The sequence below is a fragment of the Porphyromonas gulae genome, assembly GCF_000765945.1.
Taxonomy (GTDB): domain Bacteria; phylum Bacteroidota; class Bacteroidia; order Bacteroidales; family Porphyromonadaceae; genus Porphyromonas; species Porphyromonas gulae.
In genome coordinates this window covers 1-17,084 of the sequence record NZ_JRAT01000024.1, presented here as the reverse complement: position 1 = coordinate 17,084, position 17,084 = coordinate 1, and the positions used below count along the sequence as shown (strand labels likewise).

The following is a 17,084-nucleotide window of genomic DNA, read 5'->3' as shown; positions in this document are numbered from 1 at the left end:
ATCTTTGACCCGAAAAAGCTTCCCTCAAGTTGCGGGGAGCTTTTTTGTCGCGAACTTGTCGTCCCGCAAGTTGCGGCGAGGGTTTTCGGCTCGGAGATGCTTTCCCGCAACTTGCGGGAACGAATTTCGTGTCCGACTTGCAGGTTTGCACGCCGAACAATCTGCATTGCAGAACCGAAATGCAGATTCCCGACGAACAATGACACTTTCCCGACCAAAAAAGTCTGTCGTGCTGCTCTTGGAGAGGTCGGAAGGGTCAGCTGTGGGTATGCCTGTGATTTTTGCACTCCCGATGACATGTGAAAATCATCGGCTCAAAAACCGATCTGCTTACGGTAGTAAAAGAGGAATCCCTTACCTTTGGCCGTATCAAATCGAAAGATTTTTATAAAAATGAGACAGCATTTACCTCTATTTCCTTTCATCCTGTTTCTGCTTCTTGCCTTCTCTTATGTCGGTTGCCGGACAGCCCGACAAACACCTAAGCAATCGGAACGGTACGTCGTGGTCCTGTCTTTGGACGGCTTCCGGCCGGACTATACCGATCGGGCACATACACCGGAGTTGGATCGGATGGCGCAGGAAGGATTGAGCGGGTCGCTCCGGCCATGCTTCCCCTCGCTTACGTTTCCCAATCATTACAGCATGGCTACGGGGCTTTACCCCGACCATCACGGCATCGTAGCCAATGAGTTTGTGGATTCGGTTCTGGGCGTTTTTCGCATATCCGACCGAAAAGCCGTGGAGACTCCCGGATTCTGGGGCGGTGAGCCGGTTTGGAATACGGCTGCACGCCAAGGCATCCGTGCCGGTGTCTACTTTTGGGTAGGATCCGAGACGGCTGTAAATGGGCTTCGGCCGTGGCGGTGGAAAAAATTCTCCTCCACCGTTCCGTTTCGTAACCGTGCCGACTCCGTCATCGCGTGGCTCAGTCTGCCCGAAAAGGAGCGACCGCGCTTGCTCATGTGGTACATCGAGGAGCCGGATATGATCGGCCATTCCCAAACGCCCGAAAGCCCGCTGACACTGGCCATGGTAGAGCGGTTGGACAGTGTGGTCGGCTATTTCCGCAAACGGTTGGAGTCTCTTCCCATAGCCGCTCAGACCGACTTCATCATAGTATCCGATCATGGTATGGCCACGTACGAAAATGAGAAATGCGTCAATCTGGCGCATCATCTGCCTGCGGACAGCTTCCTCTACATGGCCACCGGAGCCTTCACCCACTTGTACCCGAAGCCCTCCTATACCGAGCGAGCCTATGAGATCCTGCGGAACATTCCTCATATATCGGTTTACCGCAAAAGGGATGTGCCTGCGCGCCTGCACTGCGGTACCAATCCACGCTTGGGCGAACTGGTCGTAATCCCGGACATAGGCTCCACCGTCTTTTTCTCTACGAACGAAGGTATTCGTCCGGGAGCGGCACATGGCTATGACAACCAAGCACCGGAAATGCGGGCTTTGCTACGGGCTGTGGGACCCGGTTTTCGTCCGGGCAGCAGGGTGGAAAATCTGCCGAATATCACCATCTATCCGCTGATATGCAGACTGTTGGGCATAGAGCCTGCGCCCAATGACGCAGACGAAACGTTGCTGAACGACCTCATCCGAGACCAACGACTATGATCATAGCAAGGGAAAAACGGCGCAACAATATCGCCGAGTACGTCCTCTACATGTGGCAGATAGAGGATCTCATACGTGCCAACGAACTGGATATGCAGCGGCTTCGCACCACTGTCATCGCCCAATACCGGCAAGATAGGGAGACGACTGCCGAGATAGACCGCTGGTATGCCGAGCTGGTGGATATGATGCTGACCGAGGGCGTCCGCGAGCAGGGGCATATCAATATCGTCCGCATAGCCATCATGCAAATGGAAGAGATCCATACGCGGTTGATGGCAGACCCCAAAGAGATGATTTATCAAGGACTTTACTATCAGGTACTCCCTGCCATCGTACAGCTTAGAGCCAAGAGCGCAGGCAGCAATACGGGAGAGATAGAGACTTGCCTGACTGCCATATACGGTCTGCTGACCCTGCGCCTGCAAAAAAAGGAAGTGAGCGAAGAGACGCTCGCCAGTATCAAACAAATGAGTACGCTCCTCTCCGTCCTGTCCGAAAAGTTTGCCGCCCAAGAGCAGGGCACGGAAGAGGCTCTTCTCTGAACCATGGCCGAAGATTCCTACTTCACGATCGGTGCTCCCTCGGAAGCGCAGTACACGGAGAAGCGCAGCCGCTTTCTGGCTTTCGCCTATCCCGTGAGCTCGGAAGAGGAGGCACTTTCGCTTGTAGCCGATCTGCGCCGCCGCTACTTCGATGCGCGCCATGTATGCTGGGCGTACAAGCTGGGAGCCAAAGGCGAACGTACCCGATCCAATGACGACGGAGAACCGTCGGGGACTGCCGGCAAACCCATCCTCGGTCAGATCACATCGCTGGGGCTTACGCAGGTATTCGTTGCCGTGGTACGCTACTTCGGAGGTGTCAAGTTGGGCACGAGCGGTCTTATCGTTGCCTATCGCGAAGCAGCTCGCGAAGCTCTCGAAGCAGCCGACCGAAAAGAAGAGATCCTGTATGAAGAACTGACCATCGCCTTCGAGTATCCTTTGCTGGGCGAAGTGATGCGACTGGTGAAAGATGCCGGAGCCTCTATCCGCTCACAGGATTTTGCCGAGAATTGCAGGCTTACCGTCAGCCTCCGCGGCAACGATGCCGCCATCCTGCGCAATCGCCTCTCAGCCATCTACGGCGTCACCCTCCTCCAAGACGAAGATTGATCCACTCCCTTTTCCGAACCGAAGAGAGCATATAAAACCGACTACAGATGCACTTCATTCCGAAAGCACTTGTGTGGTAGCTGTTTTATGCGTAGCAGAACTTCTGCCTGTTGCCTCCGGTTACTACTTCACCATCCGACTCTTTTCTCAACCGTTGGGAAAAGTCTGTTTGTCGAGAAAGGGCAAATTGAGCTTTTCGAGCGTAAAACGGACAAATTGCGGTTCGTGTTTTCTGAAAAACTCGCGCCTAAAAAATTTCGTTTTGGTTCGAGAAATTTTTTCTTTTGGCGCGGGAAGCAAAAAATTCTCGCGCCACGTTTTTTCGCTCCGTGCGTGATCATTTTTTGGAACGTAAGAAGCTCAAAGAGGGGAGAGGCGAATCAAGAAGGAAATAGCACTGAATCGGAACAAAAAAGCAGGATATGAATGCCGCTCTAATACAAATAGTGTCGCCGTATGGCTTCTTTCTAATTCTGATCTTCGTGGCGGCATCGGTAGCATTGAGACTTTCGGACAATTATCAACGGTGGTCAAATCATTATCTTTGCAGCAATTAGATACGAAAAAACAATCTGAACAATAATGGATAAACAATTCAAACGAACTCTTATCACCACGGCCCTTCCGTATGCCAATGGGCCTGTACACATCGGACACCTGGCCGGCGTCTACGTCCCGGCCGATATATATGCACGCTATCTGCGCCTGCGTGGCAGAGACTGCCTGCTGATCGGCGGATCGGATGAGCATGGCGTACCCATCGCACTCAAAGCCAAAGCCGAGGGCTGTACTCCGCAGGAGGTCGTAGACCGTTACCACGAACAGATCAAGCAATCGTTCGAGGGGCTGGGTATCTCCTTCGATATATACTCACGTACGACAAGCGATATGCATCGCCGTACGGCAAGCGAGTTCTTCAAGACCTTGTATGAAAAGGGTGAGTTCGTGGAGCAGACGAGCGAGCAGTATTATGACGAAGAAGCCAAGCAATTCCTGGCCGACCGCTATATCACCGGTACTTGTCCGCACTGTAGCAACGATCGGGCTTACGGCGACCAGTGCGAAGCCTGCGGTACCTCGCTCAATGCCACTGACCTGATCAATCCCCGCAGTACGATATCCGGCAGTGCTCCCGTGCTGCGCGAGACGAAACACTGGTATTTGCCTCTGGACAAGCATGAGTCTTTCCTGAAAGAGTGGATCCTCGATGGACATAAGGAGTGGAAGAGCAACGTCTACGGCCAGTGCAAGAGTTGGCTGGATATGGGTCTGCAACCCCGTGCCGTGAGTCGCGATTTGGACTGGGGTATCCCCGTGCCGGTGGAGGGTGCCGAAGGAAAGGTGCTGTATGTGTGGTTCGATGCTCCGATAGGCTATATCTCCAATACCAAAGAGCTGTGTCCCGATAGTTGGGAGACTTGGTGGAAGTCGGAAGATACCCGTCTCGTTCATTTTATCGGTAAGGACAATATCGTATTCCACTGTATCGTTTTCCCGGCCATGCTCCGTGCCGAAGGTTCGTTTATCCTGCCTGACAATGTGCCTGCCAACGAGTTTCTCAATCTTGAAGGAGATAAGATTTCCACCAGTCGGAACTGGGCTGTCTGGCTGCATGAATACCTCGAAGAGTTCCCTGGCAAGCAGGATGTCCTGCGCTATGTGCTCACGGCCAACGCTCCCGAAACGAAAGACAACGACTTCACATGGCGCGACTTTCAGGCTCGCAACAACAACGAACTGGTAGCCATATTCGGCAATTTCGTGAACCGGGCATTGGTGCTTACTCATAAGTACTTCGGTGGTGCTGTGCCGGCCAAAGGCGAGCTGACGGATTACGACAGCCGCACGATAGAGGAGTTTGCAGCCGTGAAGCACGCCCTGGAGCATCAGTTGGATACGTTCCACTTCCGCGAAGCTCTGAAAGAAGCGATGAATCTGGCGCGTATAGGCAATAAATATCTGGCCGATACGGAACCTTGGAAGCTGGCAAAAACGGATCTGAACCGTGTGGCTACGATCCTCAATCTGTCCCTGCAGATAACGGCCAATCTGGCTATCGCCTTCGAACCGTTCCTGCCTTTCTCCTCGGCAAAGCTCCTGTCTATGCTCTCCACCGACTGTCCTTTCGGCTGGGATCGTTTGGGTAGTACGGATCTCTTGCCCGAAGGTCATGTCTTGGGCAGTCCCGAATTGCTGTTCGAAAAGCTGGAGGACAGTGTGATAGATGCACAGATTCAGAAATTGCAGGCTACCAAGCTGGCCAACGAAAAGGCTGCCCATCAGGCTGCTCCGATAGCCGAAGACATTGCATTCGAGGACTTCCTCAAGCTGGACATCCGTGTGGGCACGGTGCTGGAGTGTGAGAAGGTGCCTAAGGCGGACAAGCTCTTGCGTTTTCGTATCGATGATGGTCTGGGTGGCCGGACGATCGTTTCGGGTATTGCCAAACACTATGCTCCGGAAGAGCTGGTAGGCAAGCAGGTATGCTTCATCGCCAATTTGCCTCCGCGCAAGCTCAAAGGTATCGAGTCCGAGGGCATGATTCTTTCGGCAGAGGATGCGGACGGTTCGCTCAGGGTCATTATGCCGGCAGTTGAAGTTGCTGCAGGTAGTCAGGTGAAATAGACTTTTAGGAGTACTACAGATTGCACGGTATGAAGAAGAGACTTTTCGGTTTGCTGTCCGTCCTGCTTCCGCTGGCGACGTTTCTCCTCGGTGGATGTGCAAGCAGGCAGCAGCATTCCCTTCGCATTATCCACACTACGGATCTTCACGGGAATGTGTTCCCCACTGATTTCAAAGCTTTAAGACCGACTTCGGGTGGAATGTCGCGCTTGGCTTCCTTCCTGAAAGTTGCCCGGTCGGACAGATCGGAGTTGCTGCTCTTCGATGGTGGCGACGTATTGCAGGGCGATCCTACGGCCTACTATTATAACTACATGGACACGACGGGTACTCATCTTTTCTCCCGTGCGATGAACTACTTGCGCTATGATGCCGCCATACCGGGCAATCACGACATCGAGACCGGCCATGCCGTCTATGACAAATGGGTAGCCGGCTGCGACTTCCCTTTCTTGGCGGCAAACGCTATCGACACCGAGACCGGCAAGCCATATTGGGCTCCTTATACGGTTTTCGATCGGAACGGGCTGAGGGTGGCTCTGTTGGGCTTTATCACTCCGGCTATTCCTGAGTGGCTGCCGCAAAGCCTGTGGACGGGGATGCGATTCGACGATATAATCGAATCGGCCAAGTACTGGGTGCCGTTTGTGATTCAAGAGGAAAAACCGGACTTTGTCGTCTGCGTACTGCATTCCGGTAGGGAGAACGACAATGCGAACTACCTCGAAGACGCCGGTATGACCCTTGCGCGTGAAGTCGCAGGCATAGATCTACTGCTGCTCGGACATGATCATCAGGAGTACAGCCGGAGGGTGAAAGGAGGGGGAGCCGACTCCGTTCTCATTCTCAACCCGGCTAACCATTTGGACAAAGTGTCCGATGTGCGGCTCAGTCTCACTCGCAAAGGGGACAAGGTGCTGCACAAAAGAGTGGAAGGTGGCTTGACGGACATATCGCGGCTTACTCCCGATTCGGCCTTTATGGCGCATTTCTCCTTCGATGAAGCTGCCGTTCGCCGGTTTGTGAACGAGCCTATGTGTGTTTCCTCCACCGAAATAAGCTCTGCTGACGCTCTGTTCGGCCCGTCTCCTTTCATGGATCTGATTCATCATGTGATGCTGAGCGAGTCCGGCGCGGATATATCATTTGCAGCTCCTCTCTCCACCAATACGGATTTGCCGGCGGATTCGATCTATATGTACCACATGTTCGCCGTCTATCCGTACGAGAATTTTCTTTGCACGATGCAGATGACCGGCCGCGAAATACATGACTATTTGGAGTTTTCCTACTCTCGGTGGGTGACAGATCCTGCCCTGCAAAATGGCCATCTGATCCTGATGAAAAAGGATGTCACCGCTTCCGACCGCTTCAAAACGATGTATCCTTCCTTCAACTTCAGTGCGGCGGGAGGACTGCGCTATACCGTAGATGTGACCAAACCGATAGGGGAGAGAGTGCTCATCACAGAAGTGAGGGACAAGATGTCCGGCGATGGGGTATACAAGCCCTTTGCACTTGATAGCGTATACACGGTGGCTCTCAATTCATATCGAGCCAACGGTGGGGGCGGACTGATGACGGAAGGGGCAGGTATTGCGCCTGAAGAGTTGCGCACTCGTCTCAAGAACTCTACAGCCGTGGATATTCGGCAAGCTCTGATTCGCTATGTGCGCCGCATCGGTAGGGTAGAGGTGCCTCCTCTTTGCGATTGGCAATTTGTGCCGGCAGGATCAGTCAAGGAAGCGATCGCACGCGATCGGGAGTTTCTCTTCGGTAAGAGAAAGAAAACTACTCGATGACGCTGTGGATGGCTGTTGCCCTGCTTGTGCTGATCGCAGGCATGGCTTTTATGACGTTATGGAAGCCGAAAGATCCATGGCAGGCTGACAACCTGCCATCGGAAGGCTCTTCGGATCAGTTTCGTCGCAAGGGGATCATCGATGCCGATGCCTCACATTTGTTGGTGCCTGTGCCTGCTGCTGTGGATAGCCGTCCTTGTTTTCTCGTTATCGATACGGAGACGACCGGATTGCCCGCCGATGAAACGCAGTTCATGGCCGGAGCAGATGCACCGGCACCCGTATCGGTCGGTTGGCAGCTGTTGGACTTTCGTTTCAGATGTATAGAGGAGGTCGTTTGCCGGCTGTCCACCGACGAACCAGTGTCACCTGAGGCTGCAGCTCTGCACGGCATCGCGGATGCTTCGCTACACGGCGATGATCCGCATGAGGTGTACGCACGTTTGCTTGGGGCTGTGTCGAAAGCAAAAGTACTGTCTGCCCACAATCTGGCCTTTCACCGTTCTGTTTTGGTCTATGATATGAGACGGAGAGGATTAGATCCGTCTCCCTTGTTCTCCCTTGATGATTATTGTACGATGGAGGCGGGAGTCGATTTTACCCACTTGTACGGGAGCTGTGGAACGTGGAAGCTGCCACGCCTGACCGAGCTGTTCGGTGCCCTCTATTTCGGATTGCCGGGAGTTAGGACGACCTATCGCGAGAAGGTGCGGAACGATATACGTCTCGTAGGAGCATGTCTGCGTCGGATGAATCCGACCACGCCCTCGTTGGAGTAAGATCCCCGATTGGTGCGTGCGCAATTTGAGCAAAGCTAAAAAAAGAAGGAGGGAGAGTTTACTCCCTCCTTTCGTTTTCCGATGAATCCAGTATGGGGCGGATCAGATCCGGTACATCGATGTTCAGTGCTTTCACCTTTTCCAATTGCCTTCGACCTTCTTCGGTCAGATTGAAATAAATCTTTCGCTTGTCGTCATGTCCCAGCCTGCGCATGACCCACCCCCTGTCTTCTGCCGCCGCAAGCAGTTTGGAATTTTGGGCCGGCAATACGCCTATTTGTGCAGCTATTTCGGACGCTGATAGCGAATCATCGGCTATCACGCACAGGAGCATGGCCTGATTGAGATCGCATCCGGTGGAATCCAAAAGATTGGATTCCAATTCTCGGATGGCGACCATCAGCTTCTTCATCGTACAGATACACTCTACATTTTCCATCGGCTGGAAGGCCGTAGCCTCGATTGATTGTTACTGCACAAATTTAGATGAATAGATTGACGTTGGCTTCTTCCGCTCTATTCATGTAAGTGGCAACTCCGCCGATGCTTACCTCGTTGAGCAATTCCTCCCGACTGATCCCCATTACATCCATGGACATCTGACAGGCGATAAACTCTACGCCGTTTTCCAACGCCTGCTTGCGCATGCTCTCCAGTGAATCCACATGCTTTTCTTTCATGACCATGCGCATCATCTTCGCTCCTAAGCCGAACATGTTCATTTTGGACAGTCCCAGCCCTTTGCTGTTCTTCGGAAGCATCATGCCGAACATCTTGCCCCAAATGTCTTTCTTCGCTTTTACGGCGTGAGGCTTTTTGATGGCATTCAGACCCCAGAATGTAAAGAATATGGTCACCGGCTGTCCCGTCGCTGCTGCTCCATTGGCCAGTACGAATGTGGCCAAAGCCTTGTCCAGATCGTCACTGAAGAGAATGAATGTCTTGCCTTTGGATGGAGTCTCGCTCACACAAGTGCCCTCCTCCTTGCAAGCAGTCTTTTCGATGGTCACTTTGTATTTGCCCTTTATGGTCTCCTGTCGGATCAGATTGTGCCCGGTCGTGTCGCACCAAGCCTGAGCATCACGAGCAAATCCGGGGTCGGTAGCCAGGATGCAGAGCTGCTCTCCTACAGCTATTTGATCCATGGATTGTTTGAGCTTGAGGATCGGCCCCGGACAGGACATGCCGCAGGCATCCACCTCCAGTACCTGTGTATGAGAAGAAGGACTATCCTTCGCTGGAAGTTGTGCGGTCGCAGGTTTGGCAGCAGAACTGTAGTCTGCCGTTATAGTAGAATACAGACGGTAGCCGCCGATCAGGTTCCGTACATTTGAGAAGCCACACTGTCTCAGGATGTTCGAGGCGAAGTACCCTCTCATCCCCACGGTGCAATATACGTATATCGGCTTGTCGTGAGGGATTTCCCCTACGCGTGCCCTTATTTCCTCCACTGGCATACTGATTGCTCCGGGGATATGCTCTACCTCGTAGGCCTGTCTGGGGCGAGCATCTATGAGGGTTACTCGATTGGGATTGACCTCTTTCATTTCGCGCCAATGCAGAGGCTTCATACGACCTGTAATGATATTGTCGGCCACATATCCTGCCAAGGCTACCGGATCTTTGGCCGACGAGAATGGAGGAGCATAGGCTTGCTCCGTTTGCATCAGATCGGTGATTCCGCCTTTGCGCTTGATGATTTGAGCGATGGAGTCTATTCGCTTGTCCACGCCTTCTATGCCTACACACTGAGCACCGTAGAGCATACCGGTCTCGGAGTGGAAGGTGATTTTAAGCGTAAGCGGGTAGGCATCGGGATAATAGCCGGCATGGCTGTTGGGCTGTACCGTCACTGTCTCATAGGCAAGGCCTTCGCGCTTGAGAGCCTTTGCCGACAGCCCTGTAGCTGCAACCGTGAGGTCGAAAATCTTGGCGATAGCTGTTCCTATAGCTCCCTCATAGCTCCGGATGGTTTGGCCATGCATATTATCTGCTACGATACGCCCTTGTCGATTGGCCGGCCCTGCCAGGAAATTGGTCCACGGCTTTCCGGTAAGAGGGTGTGGGTATTCGATGGCGTCTCCGATGGCATAGATATCCGGATCGGATGTCTGGAGGTATTCATTCACTTGGATGCCACGTGCCGGTCCGATAGCCAACTGTGCATCGGCTGCCAGCTTCGTATTCGGACGTACTCCGATAGACAGAAGGATGAGTTCGGCCTCGATTTTTTCGCCCGAGTCAAGCGAAGCAGACAATACTTCTCTCTGTCTTTCGATGCTTTTCACCGCTTTTCCCAGATAGAGACCGATACCTTTTTCTTGCAGGTGGGCATGAACGATCGTTGCCATCGAGAAATCCACCGGTGCCATTACCTGTGGAGCCATCTCAACGACATTGACGGCAATGCCCAGCGCATGTAGGTTTTCGGCCATTTCCAAGCCGATAAATCCACCTCCTACTACGATGGCACGCTTGACCTTGTGGGTGTCCAAATAACTTTTAATGGCATCCGTATCCTCCACATTGCGCAGTGTGAAGACTCCCGGGCTGTCTACCCCCGGCAGTGGAGGGACAAAAGGCAAGGCTCCGGGGGAAAGCAGCAATTTGTCATAGTGCTCGCTATATTCTCTGCCATTGGCTTCGCGCACTCTTATCTGCTTGTTGGATCGGTCGATGGACAGTACTTCACTCTGTACCCGAATATCCAGATTCAGTAGTTGGCCGAATTTTTCGGGTGTCTGCACGAAAAGATTTTCTCTCTCTTTGATTACCCCACCTATATAATACGGCAGGCCGCAGTTGGCATACGATATATTCTGTCCTTTCTCGAACAGGATGATTTCTGCTTTTTCGTCTATTCTCCTTAGTCTGGCTGCTGCTGTAGCTCCTCCGGCTACCCCGCCTACGATTACGTATCTCATACTGATTACTCTTTTTTTGTTCGTTTTCTGTCGCAAACATACAAATAATTTCTATTGGAAAATATATTCTGATGAAAATATATAGGCGAAAACTCGAAAACGTATAATAGAGAAGAGAGTGCGAGCTGGATAGAGACGGCCAAGTGGCAATTCCAAGGTGGTATGATTTGTGCCTAAGTAAGGCTCGATCGCCGTATAGTTTCCCATGCGGGGAGGGGGTATAATGCTTTATTATTGCTCGGTGTATCAGATTCTACAAGCTGTGCTGTTTGAGAAATACGCGCCTAAAATGCTTCGACTGTGGCGCGTGTTTTCTGAAAATGCGGAGCGAGAATTTTTTCGTTCTCGTGCGTAAATTTTTTGCTTCTCGAACCAAAACAAAAAAAATCTCGCGCCACCTTTTCAGGCGTCGCAAACGAGAAAATTCCCGCACGTAAACCAACCTGTTAGCCCCTCTCCTTAAACTTTTAAAGGCCGATTGAAGCCCCTCTTTCTGGCTATTCCTTCTGTAATCTAAATGCTCTCTAATTCGACGTATACATTTAAGACGGATGTTGATTTTTGGATTTCTAAGCAGTAAAAAGCAGGAAACAAAAACACCTAATAGACGTTTAACAGAAGAGAAGAGCAATGGCCGAGAAATTGGAGATAAGATGTCTGGAAATAGGAATTTCAGCATACTCTTTCTGTAATGCCCTGTGTTGCGCTTGCATTTGGATAGTACCGGTGGCTAGTTTAAGATGACCTTTGATCTCATCGTGTTCTAAGAGATTTTTCGGGAACGAACCTATGGGTGCTAAGAACCGCGGTATCCGATCCAGCGATTATTTTCTCTCTATGATTTAATAATCAATGGGATGAAATCGGAGTCCCCCGGAAAAAACATTACTGCTGTGTGGCTCAAAACACTATCTGTTTCATTGGTCAATACTGTTATGTCACTATGCTATTGTGCTTTTCTTGTTTGTTTTCTCTACGTATAAACACGTAGTGACGAACAAATTATTGTTATAATTAATTTTTAGTATGGAAAATTTGTTTTACTTTGCTATAGGTAAAAGGAGGTGCAGAATTATGCGACTTCTCTTTTTTTGTGTTCTTTACCTTTTTATTCTCTGAATGCAGGCTCTTGTCGAGAATTTGTGGATAAAGCACACTATAGATAAAGTTTGATGGAATATTGTTTTAGACATTATGAGGCCGATACTAGTGCGGTTTCTTATGTCGCTCCCGAGGGGGCGATATATTTTAGTTCTGTAAATTCTGTAAAGGAGGTCGATCTTCTTTGATAGGATACCCTTGCAGTGTGGCTCAGCCTACCGCTTCAGAGCGGATAGATTGTAGATCTTAGATGTGTGAAATATGTAAAGTCGATATCGGATTAATGTTCAGAACTTTTTCTGTCTGGATTCTATTGTTGTTTAGTGTTCTTAATAATAATCATTCTTTAAACAATTAGCTTATGAAGTTAAACAAGATGTTTTTGGTTGGGGCAATGCTCNTCTGGATTCTATTGTTGTTTAGTGTTCTTAATAATAATCATTCTTTAAACAATTAGCTTATGAAGTTAAACAAGATGTTTTTGGTTGGGGCAATGCTCTCGTTGGGCTTTGCTTCATGTAGCAAGGAGGGTAATGGTCCATCACCTGATAACTCTTCTGTTGCAGATACTCACATGTCTGTTTCTATGTCATTGCCTCAGCACAATCGCGCCGGCGACAATGACTACAATCATGTAGGTGAGTACGGAGGTATAGACAAGATCAATGATTTGACAGTCTATGTTGTGGGTGATGGCAAGATTGATGTGAGAAAGCTTTCTGCAGCAGATCTGCAAGTAAATCAGGGAGCCAATACGACGATTGTGACAGCACCTTTCCAGGTAAAAAGTGGTGAAAAGACTGTCTATGCTGTTGTTAATATCACTCCTAAGGTGGAAGAGGCTCTTAATGCCGCGACCAATGCTGCTGACCTCAAGGTGGCATATGAGGCGGCCTATGCAGCATTTTCTGATACCGGCAGTGAGATTGCTACGCTGGTTCTCGGTCCGAATCAGGAAAAAAAGGATCAGATGATTATGTCTGGTAAGCCTGTGGTGCAGACTATTTTGCCTAATGTGAGTGCAGCCAATGCTCCTGCGCAGAACAAGGTTTCTATAGTCGTTAAGCGTGCTGCGATACGTGCGTCAATGACCATTACTCAGCAGCCCGTAAATGGTGCTTATGAAATCAAGGCCCTTCGTCCGGGTAATGTGGAGGTTGTCATCGCTACGGTTTCCGATCTGAAGTGGTCGGTAGCCCAGTACGAAAAGAAGTACTATCTGCAGCAGAAAGATGACGCACTCTCTCCCGCAGCTTCTTTTGTGCCTGCAAGTACCGATGAGTATAATGGGGCTAATGGCGCCATGAAGCACTATGACTATTCTCAGTTGGCCAATAGAATTGATGTTCACCAGCTGAACGCTCCTTATAGTGTGGCTGATGTTCCTAATGTGCCTTATAAGTATGTCTCAGAGACCACTCATGCCGACAATGATTACAGAAAAGGTAATACGACTTATATCCTCGTAAAGGGTAAGCTGAAGCCTGTCGCTGCCATGTGGGCTGAAGGAGAGCAAGCTGCATATCAAGAGGGTAATGACCTCTTCTTGGGTCTTGTAACCGGTAAGTTCTATGCAAGTGAAGCCACTGCAAATGCTGCTAACCCCGCTTCTGGGGGTGTGGGTAATCCTCGAGTAGTGACTTACAAAGGAGCAGCAGTTTATTACTATGCCTGGTTGAACCCGAACACGTTGGATCCTACGACCTGGACTATGTCTCCTGCTCGTCGTAACAATATCTACAACGTGAATATCTCTAAGTTCCGCAACATCGGTCTTTCCGGTAATCCATTTGTTCCTACGGATCCTGATCCGAACAACCCGGATACTCCTGATAATCCTGATACTCCGGACCCCGAAGACCCTGACACTCCGAATCCAGAAGAGCCCCTGCCGGTTCAGAAGACATACATGGTTGTGGACGTGACAGTGACACCTTGGACGTTGCATAACTATGATATCGAGTTCTAAGAGGTAGAAGCGATTTGTTTTATCAGGAAGGGGAGGGATTTCTCCTGAAGATTGTCTCTTTCGGGAGTATCTCTCTCCCTCTTCTTTTATTTGTTCTAATAACTATTACAATAGTAAGCATATGGATATTCGCAAACTGTTTTTTGCTTTGCCGGTCGTTCTCGCCGTGTTGGGAAGTTTGGCTTCATGTGATAAGATGATTTATGACAATTATGATGATTGTCCCAGAGGAGTTTATGTCAACTTCTATTCCCAAACGGAATGTGCTGAAAGTCCTTCTTATCCGGAGGAGATAGGTCGCTTGAATGTCTATGCTTTCGATCGGAATGATATTCTTCGCAGTGCTAATCTGTTCGAAAATGTCCGTCTGTCCGAAACGAACGAATGGCTTGTACCCTTAAAAGAAAACGGCTTATACACGATTTTGGCCTGGGGGAATATCAGTGATCATTATAATTTAGGCGATATTAAGGTTGGAGAAACAACCAAGCAGGAGATCTTGATGCGCTTGAAACAGGAAGGGAAATGGGCTACCAATATAGATGGGACGACCCTGTGGTATGCGACGAGTCCTGTTGTTGAACTGAAAGACATGGAAGAAGCCGGTGATCAGTACGTGCGTACGAGAGCCAATTTCCGTGAGTATACTAATCGTGTGACGGTGACGATTGACAGTCTTCCTGAACCGGAAGACTATGTAATTCATTTGGCTTCGAGCAATGGTTCCTATCGCTTCGATGGGCGAGTTGCCAAATCAGACTCCACCTACTATCCTGGTGAAACCAAAGTCGTAGGTGATAGTACATGCCGCGCTTTCTTCACAACCTTGAAGTTGGAGAGTGGGCATGAAAACACCCTTTCTGTAATTCATAAGCCGACGGGACGAGAAATGTTCCGCACCGACCTTGTGGGTGTTATCCTTTCGAGCCAGTATGCCCAGAATATTAACTTACGCTGTTTGAACGACTTTGATGTAAGATTAGTGGCACACCATTGTAATTGTCCTGATGCTACTTATGTCATTGTTGAGGTATGGGTTAATGATTGGCTGGTGCATAGCTATGACATAGAACTTTAAAGAGACAACCAAGGGCTGAGAGCTTTTCCTCTGGATCCACATCTCTTCCCCAAGACAACGATTATAAAGGAGGTCTGATCTTTGGTGTCCGAATCTGCTAATTTCAGATTCCGCTACTCAGTTCGAATAAAAAGACAAGAAGGTTCTGAAACAGAGGGGAGAATCTTTCTCTCTTACAACTATAATATCTGGAATATGATGCTAATTAAAATGAGATATATTGCGTTTGCCGCCTTTGTATCCGTTCTTTTCGGATGCAATAAGGGGGTTGAGCCGCAGCCAGATACACAGCCGGATGTCTATTTGGCTGTTACTGCTAGAGCCGCGCATACGAATGGCGAAGAATCCATTAATATGGATATGGAGGATTTTGAAGACCGTGTGCACAGTCTCTCCATGTTAGTGTTTGATTCGGGAACCGGAAATAAGATAGCCGAGCATTTTACCACGACGATCGAAAGTGGAGTGGCTTCTTACGCCTTTACGACAAAATTGACACCCGGACAACGTGATTTCTTCTTTATAGCCAATATGCCGGGCTCTCAAGCAGCAATGAGTGCTATTGCCAACAAGACCGATATGCTCAACTTTATGAATCAAGTTCGCGAATTGGCTGCTACTCATTATTTGGAAGCAACCGATAATAGCGGTTTTCCGATGGCGCGCGAGTACAGGAATCAGACTGTTGCTATAGGAGGTACCCCCTCTAATCCAATGCCATTCAAACCAAATGGAGAAGAAAATGTTAAATTGATCCGTGTTGTTGGTAAGTTGGAGATTAATCTAACAGTAGGTATAGACAACCTTGAGAAGGTAGAGCTTTTCAATGCCAACAGGCATTTCTCTCTGTCGTCTATCCAAACCCCACCTACTCAATACTTTGGTCCGATAGAAATGAGGCGGGTACAAAATGCGAATACATTTTTAGCCTATATGCCTGAGGCAATTGTTCAACCAACGAATTGGTGGGGAAATACCGGAGATATTGAAAACAAGCCTATCAATTTTTTCCGTATTACGACTAAGGGTGGAATAATGTATGATGTGCCTATTATAACACATGACAATGCTATCCCGGGCGGTCAGTATCTGCCTTTTGCCAAGGCTGAGCTGTCACAGAAGCCGGACTACACGATCTATCGGAACCATCACTATAAGTATCAGGTGAAGAATTTGCCGGATAAGATCGAGGTGAAATATTCTATTTCGGACTGGAATGTAGTGACCAACGACACATACATGGGATACGGATATAATGTGGAGGTGGATGATGAAGGCAATATTACTATTACCAATACGATTCCGAATTGTGATCCCCATATTGTTAGACTGAAGGCTCAGAATGGAGCATATTTCGGAACAGATGCTACCCATACTATGGTTGAGTTTTCCCAATTAGCAGACGGAGCCACTCAGACCTTCAAAGTAAATAAGGATGCCGTACCTGTTGGCTCTGCCTATTTGGAGGTTTATTACAACCAAGTTCCGGGGACAGCAGGAGCCGGTCCCGATAAAGTTTTCATCAAGAAATAGATAGACTTATGAAAAAATATTTGCTTTATGCCTTGTTCCTAACGAGCTTCATGTTCGTTTCCTGTTCAAAGAACAACTCGGATGAGCCAGCAGAAGACAAGCGCATTGAAATATCTTTACGAGTGGATGATTTCACTAAATCCGGTGAGGCCTTTCGCACAATCGAGAGAAATCAGGGAAGCGATGCCGAGCGCATCATCAAGAATCTCTATCTTTTTCTTTTCGACAATAATGGAACCAATCCAGTCAGGTACTATATCGATGGAAGCACGTTTGCCGGAGGTACATGGAATCCGGTGGAAATGAAAGTGAAGTTGGATATGACACAGAATCAAGCCGGTTTGCGCCGGGTGTATGTTGTGGCCAACGTGGATAATACGATTAAAACAGCACTTGATGTCATAACCACAGAAAATGGGTTGCAGAATGTAAAGAAGACAATTTCACAGCCATGGTCTTTGAATATGGCCTCTCCTTTCTTGATGTC

General features: G+C 49.3%; 15 protein-coding genes. 11 read left to right on the top strand and 4 right to left on the bottom strand.

Features of this window, described 5'->3' with window-relative positions; translation table 11 throughout:
* Window positions 1–393: 393 nt before the first annotated feature.
* Genes HQ49_RS08745 through HQ49_RS08735 form a run of 3 tightly spaced genes read left to right on the top strand, consistent with a single transcriptional unit; the run spans window position 394 to window position 2,786 of the window.
* Window positions 394–1,629 (top strand): alkaline phosphatase family protein, encoded by a 1,236-nt coding sequence (locus tag HQ49_RS08745; RefSeq protein ID WP_039419565.1) that lies wholly within the window; start codon window positions 394–396, stop codon window positions 1,627–1,629.
* Window positions 1,626–2,174, top strand: coding sequence for a DUF4924 family protein (locus HQ49_RS08740; protein WP_018965255.1), 549 nt, complete (start codon window positions 1,626–1,628; stop codon window positions 2,172–2,174). Before HQ49_RS08745 ends, HQ49_RS08740 begins: the two co-directional genes overlap by 4 nt.
* A gap of 3 nt (window positions 2,175–2,177) precedes the next feature.
* On the top strand, window positions 2,178–2,786 hold the full coding sequence (locus tag HQ49_RS08735) for an IMPACT family protein (protein ID WP_039419563.1): 609 nt from the start codon (window positions 2,178–2,180) through the stop codon (window positions 2,784–2,786).
* A 147-nt stretch (window positions 2,787–2,933) separates the two neighbouring features.
* Here the strand turns inward: HQ49_RS08735 and HQ49_RS12790 are convergent, their stop codons facing one another.
* Window positions 2,934–3,086: a DUF1661 domain-containing protein gene (locus tag HQ49_RS12790; protein ID WP_394331910.1), complete on the bottom strand. Its 153-nt coding sequence runs from the start codon at window positions 3,084–3,086 to the stop codon at window positions 2,934–2,936.
* A 282-nt stretch (window positions 3,087–3,368) separates the two neighbouring features.
* Between HQ49_RS12790 and metG the strand changes: the two genes are divergently transcribed.
* The 3 genes from metG to HQ49_RS08715 are packed head-to-tail and all read left to right on the top strand — an operon-like array spanning window position 3,369 to window position 7,992.
* On the top strand, window positions 3,369–5,411 hold the full coding sequence (gene metG, locus HQ49_RS08725) for a methionine--tRNA ligase (protein ID WP_039419561.1): 2,043 nt from the start codon (window positions 3,369–3,371) through the stop codon (window positions 5,409–5,411).
* Between the two features lie 29 nt (window positions 5,412–5,440).
* Entirely contained in the window at window positions 5,441–7,213 is a 1,773-nt protein-coding gene (locus HQ49_RS08720; protein ID WP_039419559.1) for a bifunctional metallophosphatase/5'-nucleotidase, read from the top strand.
* A complete protein-coding gene (locus HQ49_RS08715) occupies window positions 7,210–7,992 on the top strand; it encodes a 3'-5' exonuclease (protein WP_039419558.1) in 783 nt (260 codons plus the stop codon). Before HQ49_RS08720 ends, HQ49_RS08715 begins: the two co-directional genes overlap by 4 nt.
* A 58-nt stretch (window positions 7,993–8,050) precedes the next feature.
* Here the strand turns inward: HQ49_RS08715 and HQ49_RS08710 are convergent, their stop codons facing one another.
* The 3 genes from HQ49_RS08710 to HQ49_RS12785 form a co-directional block, all read right to left on the bottom strand.
* Complete coding sequence (locus tag HQ49_RS08710) at window positions 8,051–8,431, bottom strand: winged helix DNA-binding protein (protein WP_196246896.1); 381 nt, start codon at window positions 8,429–8,431, stop codon at window positions 8,051–8,053.
* Between the two features lie 43 nt (window positions 8,432–8,474).
* Complete coding sequence (locus HQ49_RS08705; protein ID WP_039419557.1) at window positions 8,475–10,916, bottom strand: FAD-dependent oxidoreductase; 2,442 nt, start codon at window positions 10,914–10,916, stop codon at window positions 8,475–8,477.
* 253 nt (window positions 10,917–11,169) lie between these two features.
* Complete coding sequence (locus HQ49_RS12785) at window positions 11,170–11,292, bottom strand: DUF1661 domain-containing protein (protein WP_152566887.1); 123 nt, start codon at window positions 11,290–11,292, stop codon at window positions 11,170–11,172.
* Between HQ49_RS12785 and HQ49_RS12780 the strand changes: the two genes are divergently transcribed.
* From HQ49_RS12780 to HQ49_RS08685, 5 genes are all read left to right on the top strand, one after another.
* The gene (locus HQ49_RS12780) at window positions 11,237–11,353 is read left to right on the top strand and encodes a DUF1661 domain-containing protein (RefSeq protein ID WP_152566886.1); all 117 of its coding nucleotides are present in this window, start codon (window positions 11,237–11,239) and stop codon (window positions 11,351–11,353) included. The two genes, HQ49_RS12785 and HQ49_RS12780, sit on opposite strands and share 56 nt — an antisense overlap.
* Before the next feature lie 1,124 nt (window positions 11,354–12,477).
* Complete coding sequence (locus tag HQ49_RS08700) at window positions 12,478–13,986, top strand: Mfa1 family fimbria major subunit (RefSeq protein ID WP_162832561.1); 1,509 nt, start codon at window positions 12,478–12,480, stop codon at window positions 13,984–13,986.
* Window positions 13,987–14,107: 121 nt separating this feature from the next.
* Window positions 14,108–15,064: a fimbrial anchor subunit Mfa2 gene (mfa2, locus tag HQ49_RS08695; protein WP_039419554.1), complete on the top strand. Its 957-nt coding sequence runs from the start codon at window positions 14,108–14,110 to the stop codon at window positions 15,062–15,064.
* Window positions 15,065–15,259: 195 nt separating this feature from the next.
* A complete protein-coding gene (locus HQ49_RS08690) occupies window positions 15,260–16,597 on the top strand; it encodes a FimB/Mfa2 family fimbrial subunit (protein WP_039419553.1) in 1,338 nt (445 codons plus the stop codon).
* 8 nt (window positions 16,598–16,605) lie between these two features.
* Window positions 16,606–17,084, top strand: a 479-nt coding sequence (locus HQ49_RS08685) for a fimbrial protein (RefSeq protein ID WP_039419551.1), incomplete at its 3' end; no start/stop codon positions are given.